Raw genomic sequence first — 18,335 nt, 5'->3', positions numbered from 1 at the left:
TATCCTTCTGGTATGAATAAATATGGAGGTAATCGTTAAAATCATTTCAAAATGAGATTTTTCGGTTGAAATATAATAAAAAAAAGGTGCGAAAGCAATTGATTTTTAAGGAGTTAGTGAAAATCGCCCTATTTTGCCTATTTTAATACCTCCCACGACGCCAAGCAGTAGCAGTAGCAGTAGGTCGGAATAGAATTCCGACTTACCCGACTTACAATCAAGATTTTTCAACAATTTTTATTTCGTCTGCTGTTAAACCGTAAAGTTGATACACGATTTCGTTTATTCTGCTTTCGCAATAATCAATCTTGCTTTGTAGTTGGTTTATTTTTGTTTGCAGTTTTGCTTCTGCTTTTTCTTCATTCAGTTTTAGCAACTGGTCAACGAACTTTATGGTTTCTATTTGTTCATTATTTGTGGCTTCAATGATTGGCAGTTTCTCAACTTCAAAGACCCTAAGTTCAATATAACCACCTCTCATTCCCGTGGTTTCATATTTTTTTCTTGTATAAAATGATAACAACTTTGAATTTAAAATACCAATTAAATATTTAATGCTGATTGATTTATTTATTGGCTTTACTACATATACTGTATTAATTGGATTTATTTCTCCTGACTCATCTATGTTGCATTCAATATTGTAACATATTTTTTTCATCAATATTTTTGGCTCATAATCATTTTGATATTTTGATTTAGCTCTAAATAATATTTCTGAAAATGGTTTATATCTAAGAACCTCTTTGTTTGTGACGCTTTTTTTTGTCCCAGTTTTGATTAAATCTTTTGAAGTTCCTCTGCCTCTGTAAACTGAAACAAATTGTGTTTTACATTTTTTTTCTAATCTTTCAATTATTTTATATGAAGGTGATAAAGATTGAAATGAAAATATTTCTTCTTCTCCTTTGAGTAATTTGTCTTGCCTAACTTTATCTAAAGATTCTATTTTCCCATTATAATCTTTGTATAGTTCTACTGTATTATTTTTTTGTTGTTTTACTTTAAGAATAAAAATGAATGGATAAGTTGATACATTGCCAAACACATTGGATGATGAACAATCAACTACTTGTTCTATCAGCGACTTTTTAAAGATTATCTCTCTTAATGCTTTTCCATAGTTGGTAATACAAAACTTATTTGAAGTAATAAAACCAAGTTTTCCATTTTCATTAAGAAGCGTTAACCCTTTCTCATAAAAGAGTTGATATAAATCAAATTGATTATTTGCCGATGAATAATTCTTTCTATAATAATCTTTTGAATTATTTTCTAATTCGTGTATTCTCACATACGGCGGATTTCCAATCACAACATCAAATCCACCTTGTTTAAACACTTCAGGAAATGCTCGCTGCCAATTGAAAGGTTTTATTTTTCCAGCTTTACCGGCAGACAGGTTCTCTTCCCCAAAATCCAATTGCGAGGCATAAAAATCGGTATCAATTAAACTGTTCCCGCACTTAATATTATTTTCAAGATCGGGCAAAATTCTTTCGTGAAACATTTTTAACTGGTGATTAATGCTCGCCTCTGTTTCGCCCTCCATACATTTCAAAAGTAAACTCAACTTGGTAACTTCCACCGCGTTTACATCGATGTCCACTCCGAAAATGTTATTGAGCAAAATTCTCTTCTTCTCGTTCGTGGTAAGGTTGCCATCGGGGGTTAGAAACTTTAGTTGTTCTTTGCTCGGTTTGGACACACCCCTTTTTCCCCTCCCCGCACGCGGGACAGACTCAAGAGGGGAATTAGTAATGTAATAATGTTTGTGATAGTCCAGTAGATATTGATAAGCCCCTAACAAAAAACTACCGCTTCCGCAAGCCGGATCAACTATTTTTATTTTGCTGATTTCTTTGGGTGACATCCCCCCGCCCCCTTCAAAGGGGGAATTTATGAGTTTTCCGACTGTGTTTTTTACAATGTATTCCACAATGTATTGAGGCGTGTAATAAACACCTCCCGCTTTTCTGACTTCTGGCTTTTCCTCAATTTTGGCGTGGTATGCAGGGGTAATGCGGATTACTTTTCCGAGAAACTGCTCGTAGGCGCTTCCTAAAATTTCGACCGATAAAACAGAAAATTCGTAAGGCGATTCGGGATAATACAATTCATTGATAATCGTCTTCGTTACTTTGTTGTCAATTTTCAGATGCTTGCTGATTTGGTCTTTGTTGAAATCGAAAAGACCTGAATTGTATTTTTCGTCTGCTCTGCAGAACTGCTCAAAAAGGTTTTTGTAAAAGTCGCCCTGCTTGATGGCGTCTTTCAAATTTCCGTATGGCTCAACGCTTCTGTCCTCTGCAATGCGCAGGAAAATAATTCTGTCGATCGTCTGCTGAACGGCAAAATTTATTTCATCCTCGTCTAATTTTTGGTTGTTTAATGCAATACTCGTTGCAAGATATGTCCGCCACCTGTCGAGCGATTGGAGAAAATCTTTATCAACGGTAGCCGTTCCTTTTTTGTAAGTGTCGCTTTGCACGAACTTATCGAAACTGCCTTTCAGCACTCGCTCCTTGCTAAAAGTTTCCCAGATGAAATCAAAATCTTTCAGGTAATCTTGAAAAGTGATGAACTTTATCCTTGCTGTCGATGCTTTGTCGGTGGGTTTGGGTTTTTTGGTGCAGTCATAAACAGAGAACTCCTCAAAGTCCGTGATGATGGAAACGGGAAGTTTCGCACTCCAGCCATATCTGCGAATTTGATATGCTGACGGAATTTCTTCTTTTACCGATAGGCTTGGTTTTTTGGCTTCAACAAAAAACAGTCGCTTGCCGCCAACCAAACGGAAAGAGTAGTCGGGCGCTTTTGTGGCTCCGCTAACTTTTACTCTGTCTTCGTGAATTACTTCGCGATAAGATTCAGCGTAACCATGTTCATTGTCGATGTCCCAGCCCAACGCTTTGAAAAACGGGTCGATGAAATCACGTCGTGTCATCGTTTCGTTGTAATCGGATTTTTTGTAGGATTCGTATTGGTCGGTAAATCGCTCTACTAATTCCGAAATTTTCTTGTATGCTGTATCTTTGTTAACCAATTTACCTCAGCAAAATAAGTTTCTTGGTTTCAGAAAACGAACCGGTATTCAAACGGTAAAAATATACGCCGCTCGGCATGCCTACCGCATTCCATTGTTGCGTGTGATCGCCTGCCGGTAATTCTCCGGAGACGAGTGTCGCAACTTCTCTTCCGAGCAGGTCAAATACTTTCAACGAAACTTGCGATCGTGAAGGAAGATAAAATGTTATATCTGTTGACGGGTTGAATGGATTGGGATAGTTTTGTCTTAGCTTATATGCAGAAGCCGTTTGATTTTCATTTCCCATACCCGTTACTACAGCACCGCCAGTTGTAGTTTTTAATATCGTACCATTTACTCCAACTATCCATCCGACTTTGGCGCTTCCTTGCGAAACAAAACATACTGAATAAAAAGCATTCGTTGTTCCGCTTGATTGATCAAACCAATTATTTCCGCCATCGGTAGTTTTAATAATAAGGCCATTGCCTCCAACTGCCCAACCGGTATTCGTATCCGTGAATTGGACGGACCACCAATTATTTGGCATTCCACTCGAAGTTTGGATGAACCAGTTTGTTCCTCCGTTTGTAGTTTTGAGTATTTTTGTATTAAATCCATCTATAGATCCAATCACCCAACCGGTATTATCATCCGGAAAACAAACAGAACTAAGAAGGTCTGTTGTCCCGCTTGACTGAGCAGTCCAATTGTTTCCACCGTCTGTAGTTTTTAAAATCGTACCTCCATTTCCAACCGCCCATCCGGTGCTCGTATCCCTGAATTGAACGGAATATAAATTATTCCCCGTTCCGCTGGTTTGCGCAAACCAATCATTGCCGCTGTTTGTCGTTTTCAAAATCAGACCATAAAATCCGACTGCCCAGCCTGTATTAGTGTCCGAAAAATGAACGGATTTCAGAATGTTCACAGTCCCGCTTGTCTGATTGGACCAATTATCACCGCCGTTTGATGTTTTTATTATCGTGCCATTGATTCCTACTGCCCAGCCGGTATCGGCATCTATAAAATGAACTGACTGCAACCATTCTATTGTACCACTTGATTGAGTAAACCAGTTGTTACCACTGTTTGTAGTTTTTAAAACAGCACCGTTCTCTCCAACCGCCCAGCCGGTAAGCGTATCTGCAAAATGAACAGAAAATAAATGATTCAATAAACCTTTTGATTGGAGAAACCAATTAGTACCGCCATCAGTAGTTTTAGCTATTACACCATTTACTCCAACTGCCCAGCCGGTTGTGGTATTTGTGAAATGAATTGATCTTAATTCTTTATTTGTATTACTGGTTTGCGATATCCAGTCATTACCTCCGTTTGTGGTTTTTAGAATTGTGCCAACCGAACCAACTGCCCAACCATTATTGATATCAACAAAATTAACAGAATACAGATGTAGAGTTGTGTTGCTCATTTGGCTAGACCAGTTACTACCGCCGTTTGTGGTTCTTCGTATTGTTCCGTTGTTGCCTACTGCCCAGCCGTTATTTTTATCTACAAATCGAACGGAATTCAGATCGCGATTTGTGCCGCTTGATTGCTCTAACCAATTATCGCCTCCGTTTGTAGTCTTTAGAATTACACCGGAACCTCCAACCGCCCAGCCGGTACTGCTGTCTGCGAATTGAATAGAATTCAAATCATTTCCGAGCGGAGTGGTTTGAACGATCCAGTCATCACCTCCATTTGTGGTTTTCCATATTTTTCCAGTTTGTCCTGCAACCCATCCGATTTGAGAATCAATAAAATATACGGAAAGCAAGCTATAGAATGAAGATGGTCCGGTTTGGACAAACCAATCGTTACCTCCGTTTGTAGTTATTAGTATTAGCTCCCCAGCTCCGACCATTCCGACAGCCCAACCGGTATCAAGATCGGTAAAATAAATGGAACGTAAAACGTATGATGGAGAATTGCTTGTTTGGATTGTCCATTTTTCTCCTCCATCATTAGTTTTAAGAATGGTTCCGTTTACTCCCGCTGCCCATCCGGTGTTTGCATTTACAAAATGAACGGAATATAAACTGTTTCCCTGTGGCAACGGATTTTGCCAGAACCAACCCGATTGAGTGTAGGATTGGCTTAGGCACATCAACACTGTAACGAACAGAAAAGCTGAAAATCTTAAAAAATTTTTCATAGAATTCTCCTGATTTTAATTATTAATTCTCAACTAAATCCACTTTTTCTCAAAGCTCTCGAATCTGGACATATAATTCCAGACTTAACAAACACAACAACAAATCGTGATGCGGTTAATATATAAAAATCTTAATCTATTGTCAAGAACTTGTGGCGGGAAGATGAAGAACTCTATTCGCTGTTATATCTAATAACTCCCAAATTCTATCAATCCAGTCGAAATCGAACTCGAGAACCTGCTTATTTAGCCGATTTTCGAGTGTTCGCGAAGCGAACGTATCGAGAAAAACGACTTTTTGGTCAACCTCTTATATTAACTCTATTAAAGTTGATTTAACCCATTTAGGGAGTTTAGGATAATCTTCAAAGTGTAGAAGCGCTCCAAGAAAAATCTCATAACTTTGTCCTTGAAACTTTTTCTCAAAATCTTTCTTAATCGCATCGGGTTTCCATTTGTACATCTTGTATAAGAATGCTGCATCATAGGAATCTTTCGGGTCAACCCGTCTTCCCGCGACATAAATTTTGTTAAGAAATATATCGTAATCGGAGGCCATTTTAATGCCTCTATATTTCACTAATAGGGTGCTGTTCTCAAAAGGAAAGAAGACAAATGAAACCTTCTTGCCCTCAATAAAGAAATCGATATTGTCGTCTAACCGCTCTTCTGCTTCGACGTGAAATAGCTTCCTCGTTTTCGCTGCGAGATGTGCAAAGGAAAATGAGCGATGATTGAAAAAATCTAAATCGATGCTTACACGATGCTTATGCCTCAACATGAGAGCGGTTCCACCGGCTAAGTAAAACCCATGGAAGTGTTCCTGAATTTCCTTTGCAAGTTTGAGTAATGAATTATATTCTTTGATCATGCCAGTACTCCATCCAGAATTTAACGCCCCGTTTTATATCATTGTACTTTTTCGAGAGTTCGAACGACTGGCCAGGATATTTATGGTACAGCCATTGAAGGTCCTCAAACCTTCCATAAGTGAAAATGCGATGGATGAGTTTCTCTAATGGGGCTTTGCAATTGACATGTTCCCATACTAATTTCTTATACCTGTCTGGAAAACTCACTTGCTGAGAATATGTCCATTTTATTCTTGGCGGGTGATAATTTTTTTTCTCTCGTTTTGTTTTATTTGTTTGCATTGTTATTCACTAAACTTTCCGCTTTTAATTTAAGTTTTTCTATCTGTTTAGTCAATTCGAATTTTTAGCTTACTTCCCCTGCCGCTCCAATTATTGAAACAAACGAATCAGCTTTCAAACAAGCACCTCCTACTAATGCCCCATCTATATCGGACTGCGAAAGCAACTCGAATGCGTTTTGCTGATTCACACTACCGCCGTATTGGATTATCAGCTTTTCAGCCAACGCCCACGAGTATAATTGTGCTACTAATTTTCGGATTAGTTTGTGAACTTGATTAGCTTGTTCGGTTGTTGCAGTTTTCCCTGTCCCGATTGCCCAAACCGGTTCATAAGCTATCACAATTTTTTCAATATCATTTTGCGTTAATCCAGCGAGAACTCCCTTCACTTGTGTTGAAACGATTTGATCGGTTACTCCCGACTCACGCTCTTCCAACGTTTCACCGACACAAATTATTGGCGTTAAGTTATTAGTCAATGCGTGTCTAACTTTTAAATTTATAAACTCGTTTGTTTCTTTAAAATATTGGCGGCGTTCCGAGTGTCCTAAAATTACATACTCGCAACCTATTGCTTTCAACATCCTGGCTGATACTTCGCCTGTAAAAGCTCCGTCGTTTTGATGATACATATTCTGAGCGCCTAATTTTATGTTCGAGCCCTTTATTAATCCACTTGCCACTACAAGCGATACGAACGGCGGGCAAATTACAACTTCCACATTTTTGTTGAACCCGTTCAAACGTTCTTTTATTTCATTCACAAGAGTTACTGTCTCTTGTATATCTTTATTCATTTTCCAGTTACCTGCAATTACTTTACGGCGCATATTGTTTTTCCTTCTGAACGTAAAACGTTCTTTATTTTTTTCTTCTATAAAACGTGTTCAAATATAAACTCATTTAGCATATTTAACAAATTTTTGCATATCACGTTATTATTTGATATTTTTTGAGCAAAAGTGAACGTTCGATATGGAAAAAAAAAATATGTTCTGGGAGTTGATGGCGGCGGCACTCAAACTACGGCTATCTTGGTCGGTCTCGATGGGGCTGTCGTCGCTGAAGAAAAATCAGTTTCAACAAATATCCAGGTAGTAGGAGTTGAGAAGGCAACCAAAACAATTATCAAATTAATTTTTGCTTGCTGCAAAAAAACCGGTTGCGATATTAATTCGATTAAATCTATTGTGTTGGGATTAGCCGGCGCCGGACGGGTAAGCGATAAAAAAGTTTTACTTGAAGGACTGAAGAAAAGCCAAATAATGCTGCCCGCAGTAACAGTGGAAACCGACGCTCGAATCGCGCTCGAAGCCGCATTCGCAAGCAGCTACGGTATTGTGCTTATCGCCGGAACAGGTTCAATAGCGGTAAGTAAAGACGAAAACGGAAAATTTTTTCGCCTCGGCGGCTGGGGAAGGATATTAGGCGACGAGGGGAGCGGTTATTCAATCGGATTAAAAGCTCTCAACGCCGCAATCCGCGCTTACGAAGGAAGAGGCGACAAAACTATTTTGATAAACTTTGCTCTTGAACACTTCGAATGTAAAACGTTGGACGATGTCGTTTCAAAAATTTACAGCGGTTCAACGGATATAGCTGCGTTTGCTTCCAAAGTTATTAAGGCGTCTGCCGAATTCGATCACGTGGCTCACAATATTCTTTTCAATCAGGCAAATGAACTTGCCGAGTTAGTGCTTACGCTGATTCCGCAGATGCATCCGAAAAGAAAAATGCCTGTAGCTCTAATGGGTGGACTTCTCGAAACCGAAAATGTTTACTCGAAGATGGTTAAAGAAAGAATATCTCGCTCGCTTCCACAAATAATAATTCAGAAACCAAAATTCCCAGCCGCTTTTGGCGCTGCAATAATGGGACTGAAAGCATTCGAGTTTTAAAATTAATCAGATTTCCAATTTATATGAAACATTTACTTTTTACTTTTTACTTTTTACTTTTTACTTATTTCTTCGGCTGTCGCGCACCGGTTGAAATTCAAAAAACACACGAAGAACCAACTCCGATCGACAAAGAAGACGTCGAAGAAATTATCGAAGCCAAAACCGATTGGGTAGAAGAAATACTGAACCGACTAACGATTGAAGAAAAAGTCGGGCAAATGATTATGCCTCGCTCAACAGGATATTTTGTAAATACCGAAAGCGATGAATATAACAAGATGTTACATCTTGCGAAGAACCGAAAAGTTGGCGGCTTCTGTTTTTTTCAGGGGGATGTTTACGCAACGGCAGTAACGATAAATAAACTTCAGGAAATATCGGACGTTCCGCTCTTAATCAGCGCTGATTTCGAGCGAGGCGGTCCGATGCGTATCCGGCGAATGACTCCTTTTCCCGAGGCGATGGCTGTCGGCGCAACCCGAAATTCTGAACTCGCTTTTCAAATGGGCAAGATCGTCGCAGCCGAAAGTCGTGCTATCGGCGTTCATATCAACTTCGCTCCGGTAGCAGATGTAAACAACAATCCGCTCAACCCGGTTATCAATACACGTTCTTACGGCGAATCGCCACAACTCGTCGCCGATATAGCATCGGCTTATGCGGCGGGGATGCAAGCAAACGGACTTGTAGCAACAGCAAAACATTTTCCGGGACACGGCGATACCGATGTTGATTCGCACTACGATTTACCAGTTTTGAATGTAAGCCGCGACCGCTTAAATCAAGTTGAACTATACCCTTTCAAAAAATTGATAGATAAAGGTGTTATGGGGGTAATGACTGCTCACCTTGCAGTTTCTGCCTTCGATGGGAAGAAACGTATTCCGGCATCGCTTTCTAAAAACATAACTACTGATCTGCTTCAGAACGAATTAGGATTTAAAGGTTTGATAATTACTGACGCACTCGAAATGAAAGGTGTTACAAAAGCTTACAATGTATCCGATGCCGCAATTCGATCTGTGGAATCGGGCGCCGATATTTTACTTTTGCCCCCCGATGAAGATGCCGCAATTGATGCAATTTTGAATGCGATTAAAAAAGGAAAAATTTCACAAGCCCGAATCGATTCATCAGTTAGAAAAATTTTAGCAGTTAAACAATGGCTGAAGTTAGACGAAAACAAATTAGTGGATGTGAACAAAATTTCAGAAGTTGTCAGCTCTCCTGAACATTGGAAGATTGCAAAAGAAATTTCGCAAGTTTCGATTACTGTTGTAAAGAACGAAAGCGCAATACCAATTAACCCGCGCAAGAACACACTCGCCTTGATAATCAGCGACACTGATGATTATCGAACCGATATCAATCGCTCCGGAAACGCAAACCCGAACGAGAGAGCCGGCGATTATTTTATAGGAGAACTACGCGCACGCAGCAACAAAATAAAATCAATCCGTTTATCTCCGCGCAGTAATCAAATGGATTTCGATGCAGCTTTATCACAAGCCCGTGCTTCCGATGTTGTTATTTGTGCCTTATTCGTGAAGATTCGAACCAGAACAAACCCTTACGGACTATCTCAGAATCTGATTGATTTTATAAATTCTATCTCGAGCACAAAAGGAAACGGGCGAACTGCCAAACATATTTTGATTACATTCGGAAATCCGTACACAGTTGGAGTGTTAAAAAATTCTGACGCTGTAGTTTTCGCATATTCGGATACAGAGCTAACTACTGAAGCTGTAGCCGAAATTTTGTTTGGCGAAATCAAAGCGAAAGGCGAACTTCCTGTTACAATTCCCGATGCAACTTCGGGCGTTACGATGTATGCGTTTGGAAGCGGGTTAAAAATTTCTAAAACCACTTTGTATGAAGATAAAGCAACAACCGACTTGAAGAAATTTGAGAATGTTGACAGAACAATAAAATCAGCAATTACCGATAAAGCATTTCCCGGCGCCCAAGTAATGGTGATTAAAAATGGTGAAGTTTTACATCATCAAAATTACGGAAGACAGGATTACGCATCCGATTCACCTGAAATTACCGATTCAACTTTATACGACATTGCATCGCTCACGAAAGTAGTGGGCACCACAACGGCAATAATGAAATTGTACGATGAGGGAAAAATAAATTTGGATGATAAGATAATTAAACACATTCCGATTTTTTCTTCTAACGGAAAAGAGATCATCACCATTCGAAATCTTCTTCTTCACAACAGCGGTTTACCGGCTTGGCAACAATTTTATCTCACTTGCAAGTCTGCCGATGAAGTTTTGGATTCTATTTACAACTCAAAGTTAATCTATAGAACGGGCGATTCGATTATTTACAGCGATTTCGGTTTCATTGTATTAGGAAAAATTATTGAACAAGTAACCGGTTTAAGTTTAGATGTTTATTTGAAAAACGAATTTTTTAATCCGTTAGGAATGGAAAATACATTTTACAATCCACCTGCAGATTTGCTATATAGAATTGCACCAACAGAGATCGACACAATCTGGCGGAAGAAACTTGTGCACGGAACTGTCCACGATGAGACGGCGGCGCTGCTCGGAGGAATTTCGGGACACTCAGGTATATTTTCGACTGCTTCCGATTTAGCAAAATTCGCTCAGATGGTTTTAAGCGGAGGAAGCTACGGAGGAGTTCAATACATTAAATCGGAAACTGTTAAATTATTTACTGAACGAATTGATTTGAGAACCAAACGCGGACTCGGCTGGGATTTTAAAACTTTGAACGGATACAGTTCGGCGGGAAATCTTTTTAGTCCAAAATCTTTCGGGCACACCGGATTTACCGGAACATCGCTATGGATTGACCCAGATAAAAATTTGATTGTAATATTTTTAACTAACCGCGTTCATCCAACTCGTGCGAATAATAAGATTATTAAAATTCGATCCGAGTTACACGACGCAGTGATTGAAACGGTGAGGTGAAGTATGGCAGTCGGGCAATTTTGGATTGTCGATTCCTGCCCGTTCAGCAAGCGAGTCGAAATGCGGATTTCTTAAAATCAGCGGCAGAATCGTTTACGGTGATGCGATGATTATAATGGCAACAAATCCAATAATTTCTTATATTTGCGTAAGTTATAAAAAAGAAAAACAATTGTATCTGAAATTAAAAAACCAACCTAAAACAAGGAAAAGTTATGGCAATTAAACCTTTTAAAAACGAAAAATTCACTGATTTTTCAAAACCCGAAGCCCGTCGCAAACAACAATTGGCAATCGAAATAATTGAAGCCGAGCTCGGTAAAGAATATCCAATAATTATTGGCAGTGAGAAAATCTACACGGAGAATAAGCTCAACTCAATTAATCCATCCAATCCTTCGCAAATCGTTGGAGTATTTCAAAAAGGAACAACCGACGACGCTAACAAGGCGATGGAAGTTGCACTTGCAAAATTTGAAGAATGGAAGCGCGTTCCGGCAAAGAAGCGTGCCGATTATTTATTCCGGGCAGCAAAGATTATGCGAAAACGCCGATTCGAACTAAATGCAACTATGATTCTCGAAGTCGGTAAAACTTGGTCAGAAGCCGATGGCGACACTGCCGAAGCAATAGACTTCTTAGAATTTTATGCCCGCGAGATGCTTCGTTATGCAGGCAGGCAACCCGTTGTTCAATACAAGGGCGAAAAAGATGAACTCGTTTATATACCACTTGGCGTTGGTGTTGTAATACCCCCGTGGAATTTTCCCCTCGCAATTCTCACAGGAATGACGACTGCTGCAGTCGTTTGCGGAAACACTATTATTTTAAAACCGTCCAGCGACTCCCCACTTATTGCATACAAGTTTATGGAAGTAATGGAAGAAGCTGGCCTTCCGGCCGGTATTATAAATTTTGTTTCAGGACCCGGTGGCGCGGTTGGCGATACTCTCGTTACACATCCGAAAACACGATTCATCGCATTCACTGGTTCAAAAGAAGTAGGCATTCATATTAACGTGGAAGCAGCTAAAGTTCGTCCCGGACAAATCTGGCTCAAGCGAGTTGTAGCTGAAATGGGCGGCAAAGATTCCATCATCGTGGACGAGACTACAAACCTGGACGAAGCAGCAGCAGGAATTACTTTAGCAGCTTTTGGTTTTCAAGGACAGAAATGTTCGGCATGTTCACGCGCTATCATCGTAGAAAAAGTTTACGACAAGATGGTCGAATTATTAAAAACACGTGCTTCAACAATTACAGTCGGACAAGCAAAAGTTCAATCCAACTTTATGGGACCGGTTATCAACAAAGGTTCGATGGAGAAGATGTTAGAGTATATACAAACTTCAATAAAAGAAGGCGGCAGATTAATTATTGGCGGCGATGTTGCTTCTGGCGACGGCTTCTTCTTGCGTCCAACCATAATTGCCGACGTAGATCCGATGGGAACGATTTCACAGGAAGAAATTTTTGGACCTGTTCTCGCAGTGATCAAAGCAAAAGACTACGACCATGCCCTTGAGATTGCTAACAATACCGAATATGGTTTAACAGGGGCAGTATATTCAAAAAACAGAAAGCGGTTAGAAAAAGCAAAAGAAGAATTTTTCTGCGGCAACTTGTATCTGAACCGCAAATGCACGGGGGCGCTCGTCGGTGTTCATCCGTTCGGCGGCTTTAATATGAGCGGCACCGATTCAAAAGCCGGTGGCAGAGATTATTTATTGTTATTCATGCAGGGCAAATCTATCGCAGAGAAAAAAATAAAGTAACCTGATGTGGGTTTACTGATATCAATTATTCAAAAATTAAAACCCACGGCAAGTGCTGTGGGTTTTTTGCTTTTTTGGGCTTTTAAATAATATGTTTGCTGTGATATTAAATTATTTTCCAATTATTTCGTAGCGATTACATTTGGTTAAATGAATGCTATTGTAATCGTTGATGTCCCCAAAATCAAATTGCCATAGAGAATAAAAGTTCTTGCGTTTTTCAAAAAATAATGTCTTTACAGTTTTCTTTGTATGATGAGACCACTGCTGAAAAGGATAAAATAATTGACGAATAATTGTATTATTAGTTTTACTATTTTTGGCCTCAATTAGTGCAACTTGTTTTTTACCTTCATATCCAGCGTCTACCTCCGTTTGAACACTTTCGATTGTTAAATGCTGATTGCCAACTTTAAATGAAAATTGTGGCGTATATTTTCTTCCGCGTATTGTTAAGACAAGCGTTTCATCTTCTAAAAATGTTCGTATTAAACTTGAAGCATAAGCAAAATCGAGGTGTTGCATCTCAGAATTACCTATGAGCGATGTGTCTAAGTTAAATTCAAGTTTGGATGTATAAATTTTTGCAGTAGTGTCGATGGGTGGAATATCGATGTAACCTTCACCTTTTACAATTGCATATTCTCCGTTTTTGGTTGGTAAAAGAAAAATATTGTTGTCAATGAAAACTTGAGGTCTGTCTTCTCTAGAATCTTGCTTACAGAGAATGCGGACTTCTTTTTCGTTTATCTTTTTGAAATGGGCTGTTGCTTGCTTTATTTGTTCTGCAGAAATCGGAAATGGTTCCTTACCGAAATTATGTTTGTGAATTTTATACTTATCAAATATTGTTTTCCAAGAGTTATTGTTCATATTACAACCTTCTTTTTATATTCGATTGTGAGTTGCAATTGAAACTATTTTGAAAATGTCTTTACCCTCGTAAAGTGCTGTAAGTAAATCGTTGAAGAAGTATGCCCTTTCCATATTAGTTTTTTCTTGTATCATCAACAGTTTTGCTAGCAAAATCAGAAACTTGATACTATATTCACCTTTCTTTCCTAATTCTTTGTATTTTGAAATTTCTTTCACGTTTTTACCTAACAGATTTTCAATGCTCAAAATTTTTTTTCTTACTTTACGGCTTTTAAGTGGTTTTATTTTTCCCCAAGTTTTGAGCAGAAATTTTAAAAATCGTTTTGTACTTTCTTTATTAGAGTGCATTTTAATAAGGATATCCACAGCCCAATGAATATGCTTTGGAGTTCTTATGTATGACCATTTCCTGTTTTCCCTTTGGCGATACTTGATCAGAATGTCATACTTACTTAATGAACCTTGGTAAACGGCAATAATGAATTTTCCATTTACTTGTTCAATAAAAAGAGGATTATGAGTTTTCCCTCCTTTATTGAATACCATAGAAGGTAAATCGTTATTTGATAAAAGCATATTTTTCATAATTATAACAAAGAAAGCTGATTACTAAGTTTTTTAAATCGCTTAATTGTTTGATTGATATATTCTTCGCTGATGTCAATGCCAATGTATTTTCTATTACCTATAACTTTACAAGCAATGCCGGTTGTTCCGCCACCATTGAATGGATCGAGTACAATGTCATTTTCTTTTGTGGAAGCAAAGATGATTCTTTTCAGCAGTGCAATTGGTTTTTGTGTCGGATGTTTCCCAAATTCCTTTTCTTCTTGTGTCGGTGTCGGAATTGACCAAACAGAACGCATTTGTTTATCGGGAACTTTCATTTTGTCCTCTGGAAATTTCCCGCCCTTCATTAATTTATAGTTGAAAGTATTCCGTGTTTTTTTGTCTTTGCGTGCCCACAATAATGTTTCGTGGCTGTGAGCGAAAGTTGTGCAAGCTAAATTCGGTGCAGCGTTTGGTTTAAACCAAGCAATATCATTAAGTATGTGGAAATTTAATTTTTGCAGAATAAAACCGCATTGATAAATATTGTGTTGTGTTCCCGTAATCCAAATTGTCCCTTCAGGTTTTAAAATTCTTCTACACTCAGAAATCCAAGTTTCGTGAAATTCTAGATCTGCTTCAAATCCTTTGCTCTTATCCCATTTTCCTTTATTCACACTCACCATTTTGCCGGCGTAACAAGTAACCCCATCATTAGACAAATTATAAGGTGGATCTGCAAAAATCATATCTACATAATTATCAGGGAATTTTGCCATCACTTTTAAACAGTCTTCTTGATAAAGACAGAAGTCATCCGACTTGAAAACGGGCTTTATACCATCGGTAACGCTATCTTTAGCTATGTATTTCACGAGATTTTCAAATACGAACTTTGGAGTCATTACATTTATTTCTCATTTCACGGTGTTAATATTCAGTACTTAAATAAATATAACATTTCCAAATTACACTAACAACATATATTTAAAAACCATTTAACTTTTCATACATAGATTGCGGTATTATCTTATTCTTAGTTGAAATACGAGTAGTAAAAAACAGGTTCCAGTCTTATATTTTGGTACAAATAAACAAGAAAAACTAAACATAAGAAGGAACCCGAAATGAATATACCAGAACAACAAAAAAAAACAATATCAGCACATGGATAGAGACCTCAACACTGGAAATGAAAGTCGAAATGCTCAAGCACCATATCGAGTTGTGTAAAATGATTATTCGGGAGATGTTAGAAGACGAAGTGCGAAGGTTCACCGGAGAACGATACAGTCGGAAGAAACCTCACGATGGAGTATACTATCGGTGGGGAGAAAATCCGGGAAGTGTGCGGATAGGAAAGGAAAAAGTCCGAGTGAGAGTTCCTCGTGTGTACAATCGGAGCGACGGTGTTCATCATTCGTTGAAAAGTTACCGGCAGATGCGAACACTGGAAGCACCGAAGGAACAGGTGGTCAAAGGCGTTTTGCGAGGATTGAGTATGTAAGATTATCGGAGTGTAGTGAAAGAAGTAGCGGAGAGTTTTGGATTGAGTCGTTCCTCGGTGAGTAGTAAGTTCATCGAAGAAAGTGCCAAGCAGTTGAAGTCATTTCAAAACCGTGACCTGAAGGGGCGTAAGTTTGTTGCCTTGTTTGTGGATGGGAAATACTTAGCGAAGGAACAGATAGTGATCGGGTTAGGAGTAACCCGTGAAGGCGATAAAATTCCGCTTGATTTAGTTCAAACAACAACAGAAAATGCCAAAGCCATCGGTCAGGTATTAAAGAATCTGATGAATATGTTGTTGGGCAAGAGCTTTTCAACAACAAAGTGCATTGAGAATGTAAATATGTTAATTGAGCGGAATCTCAACAAAGTCAAGCATTGGAAAACATCGGGACAACGACATTGGTGGGTTGCCGTTGCATTACTGGAGATTGAACCGCGGATGAAGAAAGTGAAAAACTACAAAAAGCTTCCCTTACTGGAAACAGCATTGAGAGAAGAAGTATTAAAAAGAAAAATTATCAAACGTAAGGCTGCGTGACCTGCTTTTTCTCTCTTATATTTTCAACTAAGATTTGGATATTACCCTTTGTAGTAAGGAAGTAGTTTATTTAAAGCATAACTCAGATTTCTTAGATGTATTAAGAAATCTGAGTTTTCGTTTGTAGATAGATTGGGAGAGAAAAAAATTTTTATTTATTTATTGAAATAAGTTCCACTTCAAAAATCAATGTCGAATTAGGTTGAATAATTTGTCCCGCATTACGGTCGCCGTAACCAAGGTCCGAAGGAATATAAAATTCGAACTTTGAGCCAACAGGCATTAATTGAACTCCTTCTGTCCAACCTTTAATAACCTGGTCAAGTTGAAATGTTGCCGGCTCGCCGCGTCCAATAGAACTGTCGAATTCGGTCCCGTCAATCAAAGTTCCGCGATAGTGTACGGTTACGTTATCTGTTGCTTTAGGTTTTTTGCCTGTTCCCATTTTAATAACTTTGTATTGTAAGCCGTTAGGTAATGTTACCACACCGTCTTTGGCTTTATTAGCCGCAAGAAATTCCTCGCCTGCTAATTTATTTTTATCCCCTTGACCTTTCATCATTTCCTCGTGTTTTGCCATTAGTCGTTTTTGAAACGCCATCAGTACTTCTTGTGCTTCAGTTTCGGTGAGGAGTGTTTTGTTACTGTCTATTATATCCTTTATCCCTTGTGCAAGTACTTCAGCGGTAACCTCGATTTTCTGGCTTTTCAGATTTTTGCCTATGTCTAATCCGATTGCGTAACTCACGCTGTCGGTTTGACTATTCATCTTTACATTATCCTGAGTATTACTTTGACAGGCTAAAAATCCGAACGAAGTTAGAACGGTTAATAGATATTTCATTTAAAATCCTTTCAATAATTTAAGTTTATGAATTAATAACCCGTTATAATACAATTTTTCGAGATATTTTCCAAATTTAATATTCTTGCAAATCAACAGTATATCGTTCATAATTTAAATGAACGACTTGCAGCAGGCAATTTTAAGAGTGCCAAGAAGATGATCCTCCTGCGATAACCTACTCACCAAAACGCTTCGTGCAGGATAGAGCTTCGGAGGATGAATGCTGGTGCGGTAACGACAAATGTCCAAATAGTCTTTTAGCAGTTTAATTTTCAAAGCCCCAAGGACCGAAGGATACCTTCGGACTTGGTGTTTATACCGAACATAAAAATAAATCAGATTTTCGGAATGAAAAACCACCTCACGTTTAAAATGTATATTTTCAAACGATGTCTTGTCTACACTAACTTAGCAGATTATACACCAAAAATTCTTCAATACCGTTGATTATTTAAGGTAAAATTTAATTTTATCAATTCGTAATTTTTTCAGTTGACTTTATTAATAATTCTGTCTATATTCTCGTAGCGTTTATTCCCAGTTAGTACCAATGAACGATTAAGTTTGAACACTCCCTGTTTTATCTCATCCCATTTCCTATTCAAGCAGGGTCGCTTTTCTAATAATAAAAATTTTTCCCAGTATGCAGCGCGCAGTTGGCACTTGGCAGAAGGCAGTCATCGGCTGGATGCTTCATACAATTTTCACATATAACAATCATTCAATCTTTTAATCATTATATTTGTGATTTTTTGTTTGATAATTTTTTTTCCCTTGCAACAAGCGGCGGTATCTATCGCTCGCTTGACGAAGGTGCAAACTGGTCGGCAGCCAACAACGGACTTGGAACTGATATCAATGTACTCTCGTTGTCAATTAGACCTTCGAGCAACACAATCATCATCGGTACAGCCAACTCAACCTACAAATCAACCAACAACGGCGATACTTGGACGGATGTTGGAGAGATGAAAATAAATCCGCACACGCTCAGTCGGTGAGCAAGAGCAATGAGGTTCGATTCCTCGGTGCGGA

General features: G+C 38.6%; 16 protein-coding genes. 7 read left to right on the top strand and 9 right to left on the bottom strand.

Annotation, left to right across the window (positions count from 1 at the left end; translation table 11 throughout):
- Positions 1 to 217: 217 nt before the first annotated feature.
- From QME58_06255 to tpiA, 5 genes are all read right to left on the bottom strand, one after another.
- The gene (locus QME58_06255) at positions 218 to 3,046 is read right to left on the bottom strand and encodes an N-6 DNA methylase (protein ID MDI6803432.1); all 2,829 of its coding nucleotides are present in this window, start codon (positions 3,044 to 3,046) and stop codon (positions 218 to 220) included.
- Position 3,047: 1 nt separating this feature from the next.
- Complete coding sequence (locus tag QME58_06250) at positions 3,048 to 5,189, bottom strand: YCF48-related protein (GenBank protein ID MDI6803431.1); 2,142 nt, start codon at positions 5,187 to 5,189, stop codon at positions 3,048 to 3,050.
- Between the two features lie 310 nt (positions 5,190 to 5,499).
- Positions 5,500 to 6,060, bottom strand: coding sequence for a nucleotidyl transferase AbiEii/AbiGii toxin family protein (locus QME58_06245; GenBank protein ID MDI6803430.1), 561 nt, complete (start codon positions 6,058 to 6,060; stop codon positions 5,500 to 5,502).
- Positions 6,044 to 6,343, bottom strand: a complete 300-nt coding sequence (locus QME58_06240; GenBank protein ID MDI6803429.1) for a hypothetical protein — start codon at positions 6,341 to 6,343, stop codon at positions 6,044 to 6,046. The genes QME58_06245 and QME58_06240 overlap by 17 nt, the downstream gene beginning before the upstream one ends.
- Before the next feature lie 64 nt (positions 6,344 to 6,407).
- On the bottom strand, positions 6,408 to 7,175 hold the full coding sequence (gene tpiA / locus QME58_06235; GenBank protein MDI6803428.1) for a triose-phosphate isomerase: 768 nt from the start codon (positions 7,173 to 7,175) through the stop codon (positions 6,408 to 6,410).
- Between the two features lie 132 nt (positions 7,176 to 7,307).
- Here tpiA and QME58_06230 point away from each other — a divergent pair, with 132 nt between their 5' ends.
- Genes QME58_06230 through pruA form a run of 4 tightly spaced genes read left to right on the top strand, consistent with a single transcriptional unit; the run spans position 7,308 to position 12,981 of the window.
- Complete coding sequence (locus tag QME58_06230) at positions 7,308 to 8,243, top strand: BadF/BadG/BcrA/BcrD ATPase family protein (protein MDI6803427.1); 936 nt, start codon at positions 7,308 to 7,310, stop codon at positions 8,241 to 8,243.
- Between the two features lie 23 nt (positions 8,244 to 8,266).
- Complete coding sequence (locus tag QME58_06225; protein MDI6803426.1) at positions 8,267 to 11,206, top strand: glycoside hydrolase family 3 N-terminal domain-containing protein; 2,940 nt, start codon at positions 8,267 to 8,269, stop codon at positions 11,204 to 11,206.
- A 25-nt stretch (positions 11,207 to 11,231) separates the two neighbouring features.
- On the top strand, positions 11,232 to 11,432 hold the full coding sequence (locus tag QME58_06220) for a hypothetical protein (protein MDI6803425.1): 201 nt from the start codon (positions 11,232 to 11,234) through the stop codon (positions 11,430 to 11,432).
- On the top strand, positions 11,422 to 12,981 hold the full coding sequence (gene pruA, locus QME58_06215; GenBank protein ID MDI6803424.1) for an L-glutamate gamma-semialdehyde dehydrogenase: 1,560 nt from the start codon (positions 11,422 to 11,424) through the stop codon (positions 12,979 to 12,981). The genes QME58_06220 and pruA overlap by 11 nt, the downstream gene beginning before the upstream one ends.
- Before the next feature lie 111 nt (positions 12,982 to 13,092).
- Here pruA and QME58_06210 read toward each other — a convergent pair whose 3' ends face one another.
- Genes QME58_06210 through QME58_06200 form a run of 3 tightly spaced genes read right to left on the bottom strand, consistent with a single transcriptional unit; the run spans position 13,093 to position 15,185 of the window.
- Positions 13,093 to 13,854, bottom strand: coding sequence for a hypothetical protein (locus tag QME58_06210; GenBank protein MDI6803423.1), 762 nt, complete (start codon positions 13,852 to 13,854; stop codon positions 13,093 to 13,095).
- A gap of 15 nt (positions 13,855 to 13,869) precedes the next feature.
- Positions 13,870 to 14,433, bottom strand: a complete 564-nt coding sequence (locus QME58_06205; GenBank protein MDI6803422.1) for a hypothetical protein — start codon at positions 14,431 to 14,433, stop codon at positions 13,870 to 13,872.
- Between the two features lie 11 nt (positions 14,434 to 14,444).
- Positions 14,445 to 15,185: a site-specific DNA-methyltransferase gene (locus QME58_06200; protein ID MDI6803421.1), complete on the bottom strand. Its 741-nt coding sequence runs from the start codon at positions 15,183 to 15,185 to the stop codon at positions 14,445 to 14,447.
- A gap of 425 nt (positions 15,186 to 15,610) precedes the next feature.
- Between QME58_06200 and QME58_06195 the strand changes: the two genes are divergently transcribed.
- Positions 15,611 to 15,913: a hypothetical protein gene (locus QME58_06195; GenBank protein MDI6803420.1), complete on the top strand. Its 303-nt coding sequence runs from the start codon at positions 15,611 to 15,613 to the stop codon at positions 15,911 to 15,913.
- A gap of 15 nt (positions 15,914 to 15,928) precedes the next feature.
- Complete coding sequence (locus QME58_06190) at positions 15,929 to 16,453, top strand: transposase (GenBank protein ID MDI6803419.1); 525 nt, start codon at positions 15,929 to 15,931, stop codon at positions 16,451 to 16,453.
- Between the two features lie 151 nt (positions 16,454 to 16,604).
- Here the strand turns inward: QME58_06190 and QME58_06185 are convergent, their stop codons facing one another.
- On the bottom strand, positions 16,605 to 17,297 hold the full coding sequence (locus QME58_06185; protein ID MDI6803418.1) for an FKBP-type peptidyl-prolyl cis-trans isomerase: 693 nt from the start codon (positions 17,295 to 17,297) through the stop codon (positions 16,605 to 16,607).
- 755 nt (positions 17,298 to 18,052) lie between these two features.
- Between QME58_06185 and QME58_06180 the strand changes: the two genes are divergently transcribed.
- Positions 18,053 to 18,301 carry a hypothetical protein gene (locus QME58_06180; GenBank protein MDI6803417.1) on the top strand — a complete coding sequence of 83 codons (249 nt, stop codon included), beginning with the start codon at positions 18,053 to 18,055 and terminating at the stop codon, positions 18,299 to 18,301.
- Positions 18,302 to 18,335 lie beyond the last annotated feature (34 nt).

Source organism: Bacteroidota bacterium, assembly GCA_030017895.1.
Taxonomy (GTDB): domain Bacteria; phylum Bacteroidota; class Ignavibacteria; order UBA10030; family BY39; genus JASEGV01.
This window is presented reverse-complemented; position numbering and strand designations above follow the sequence as displayed.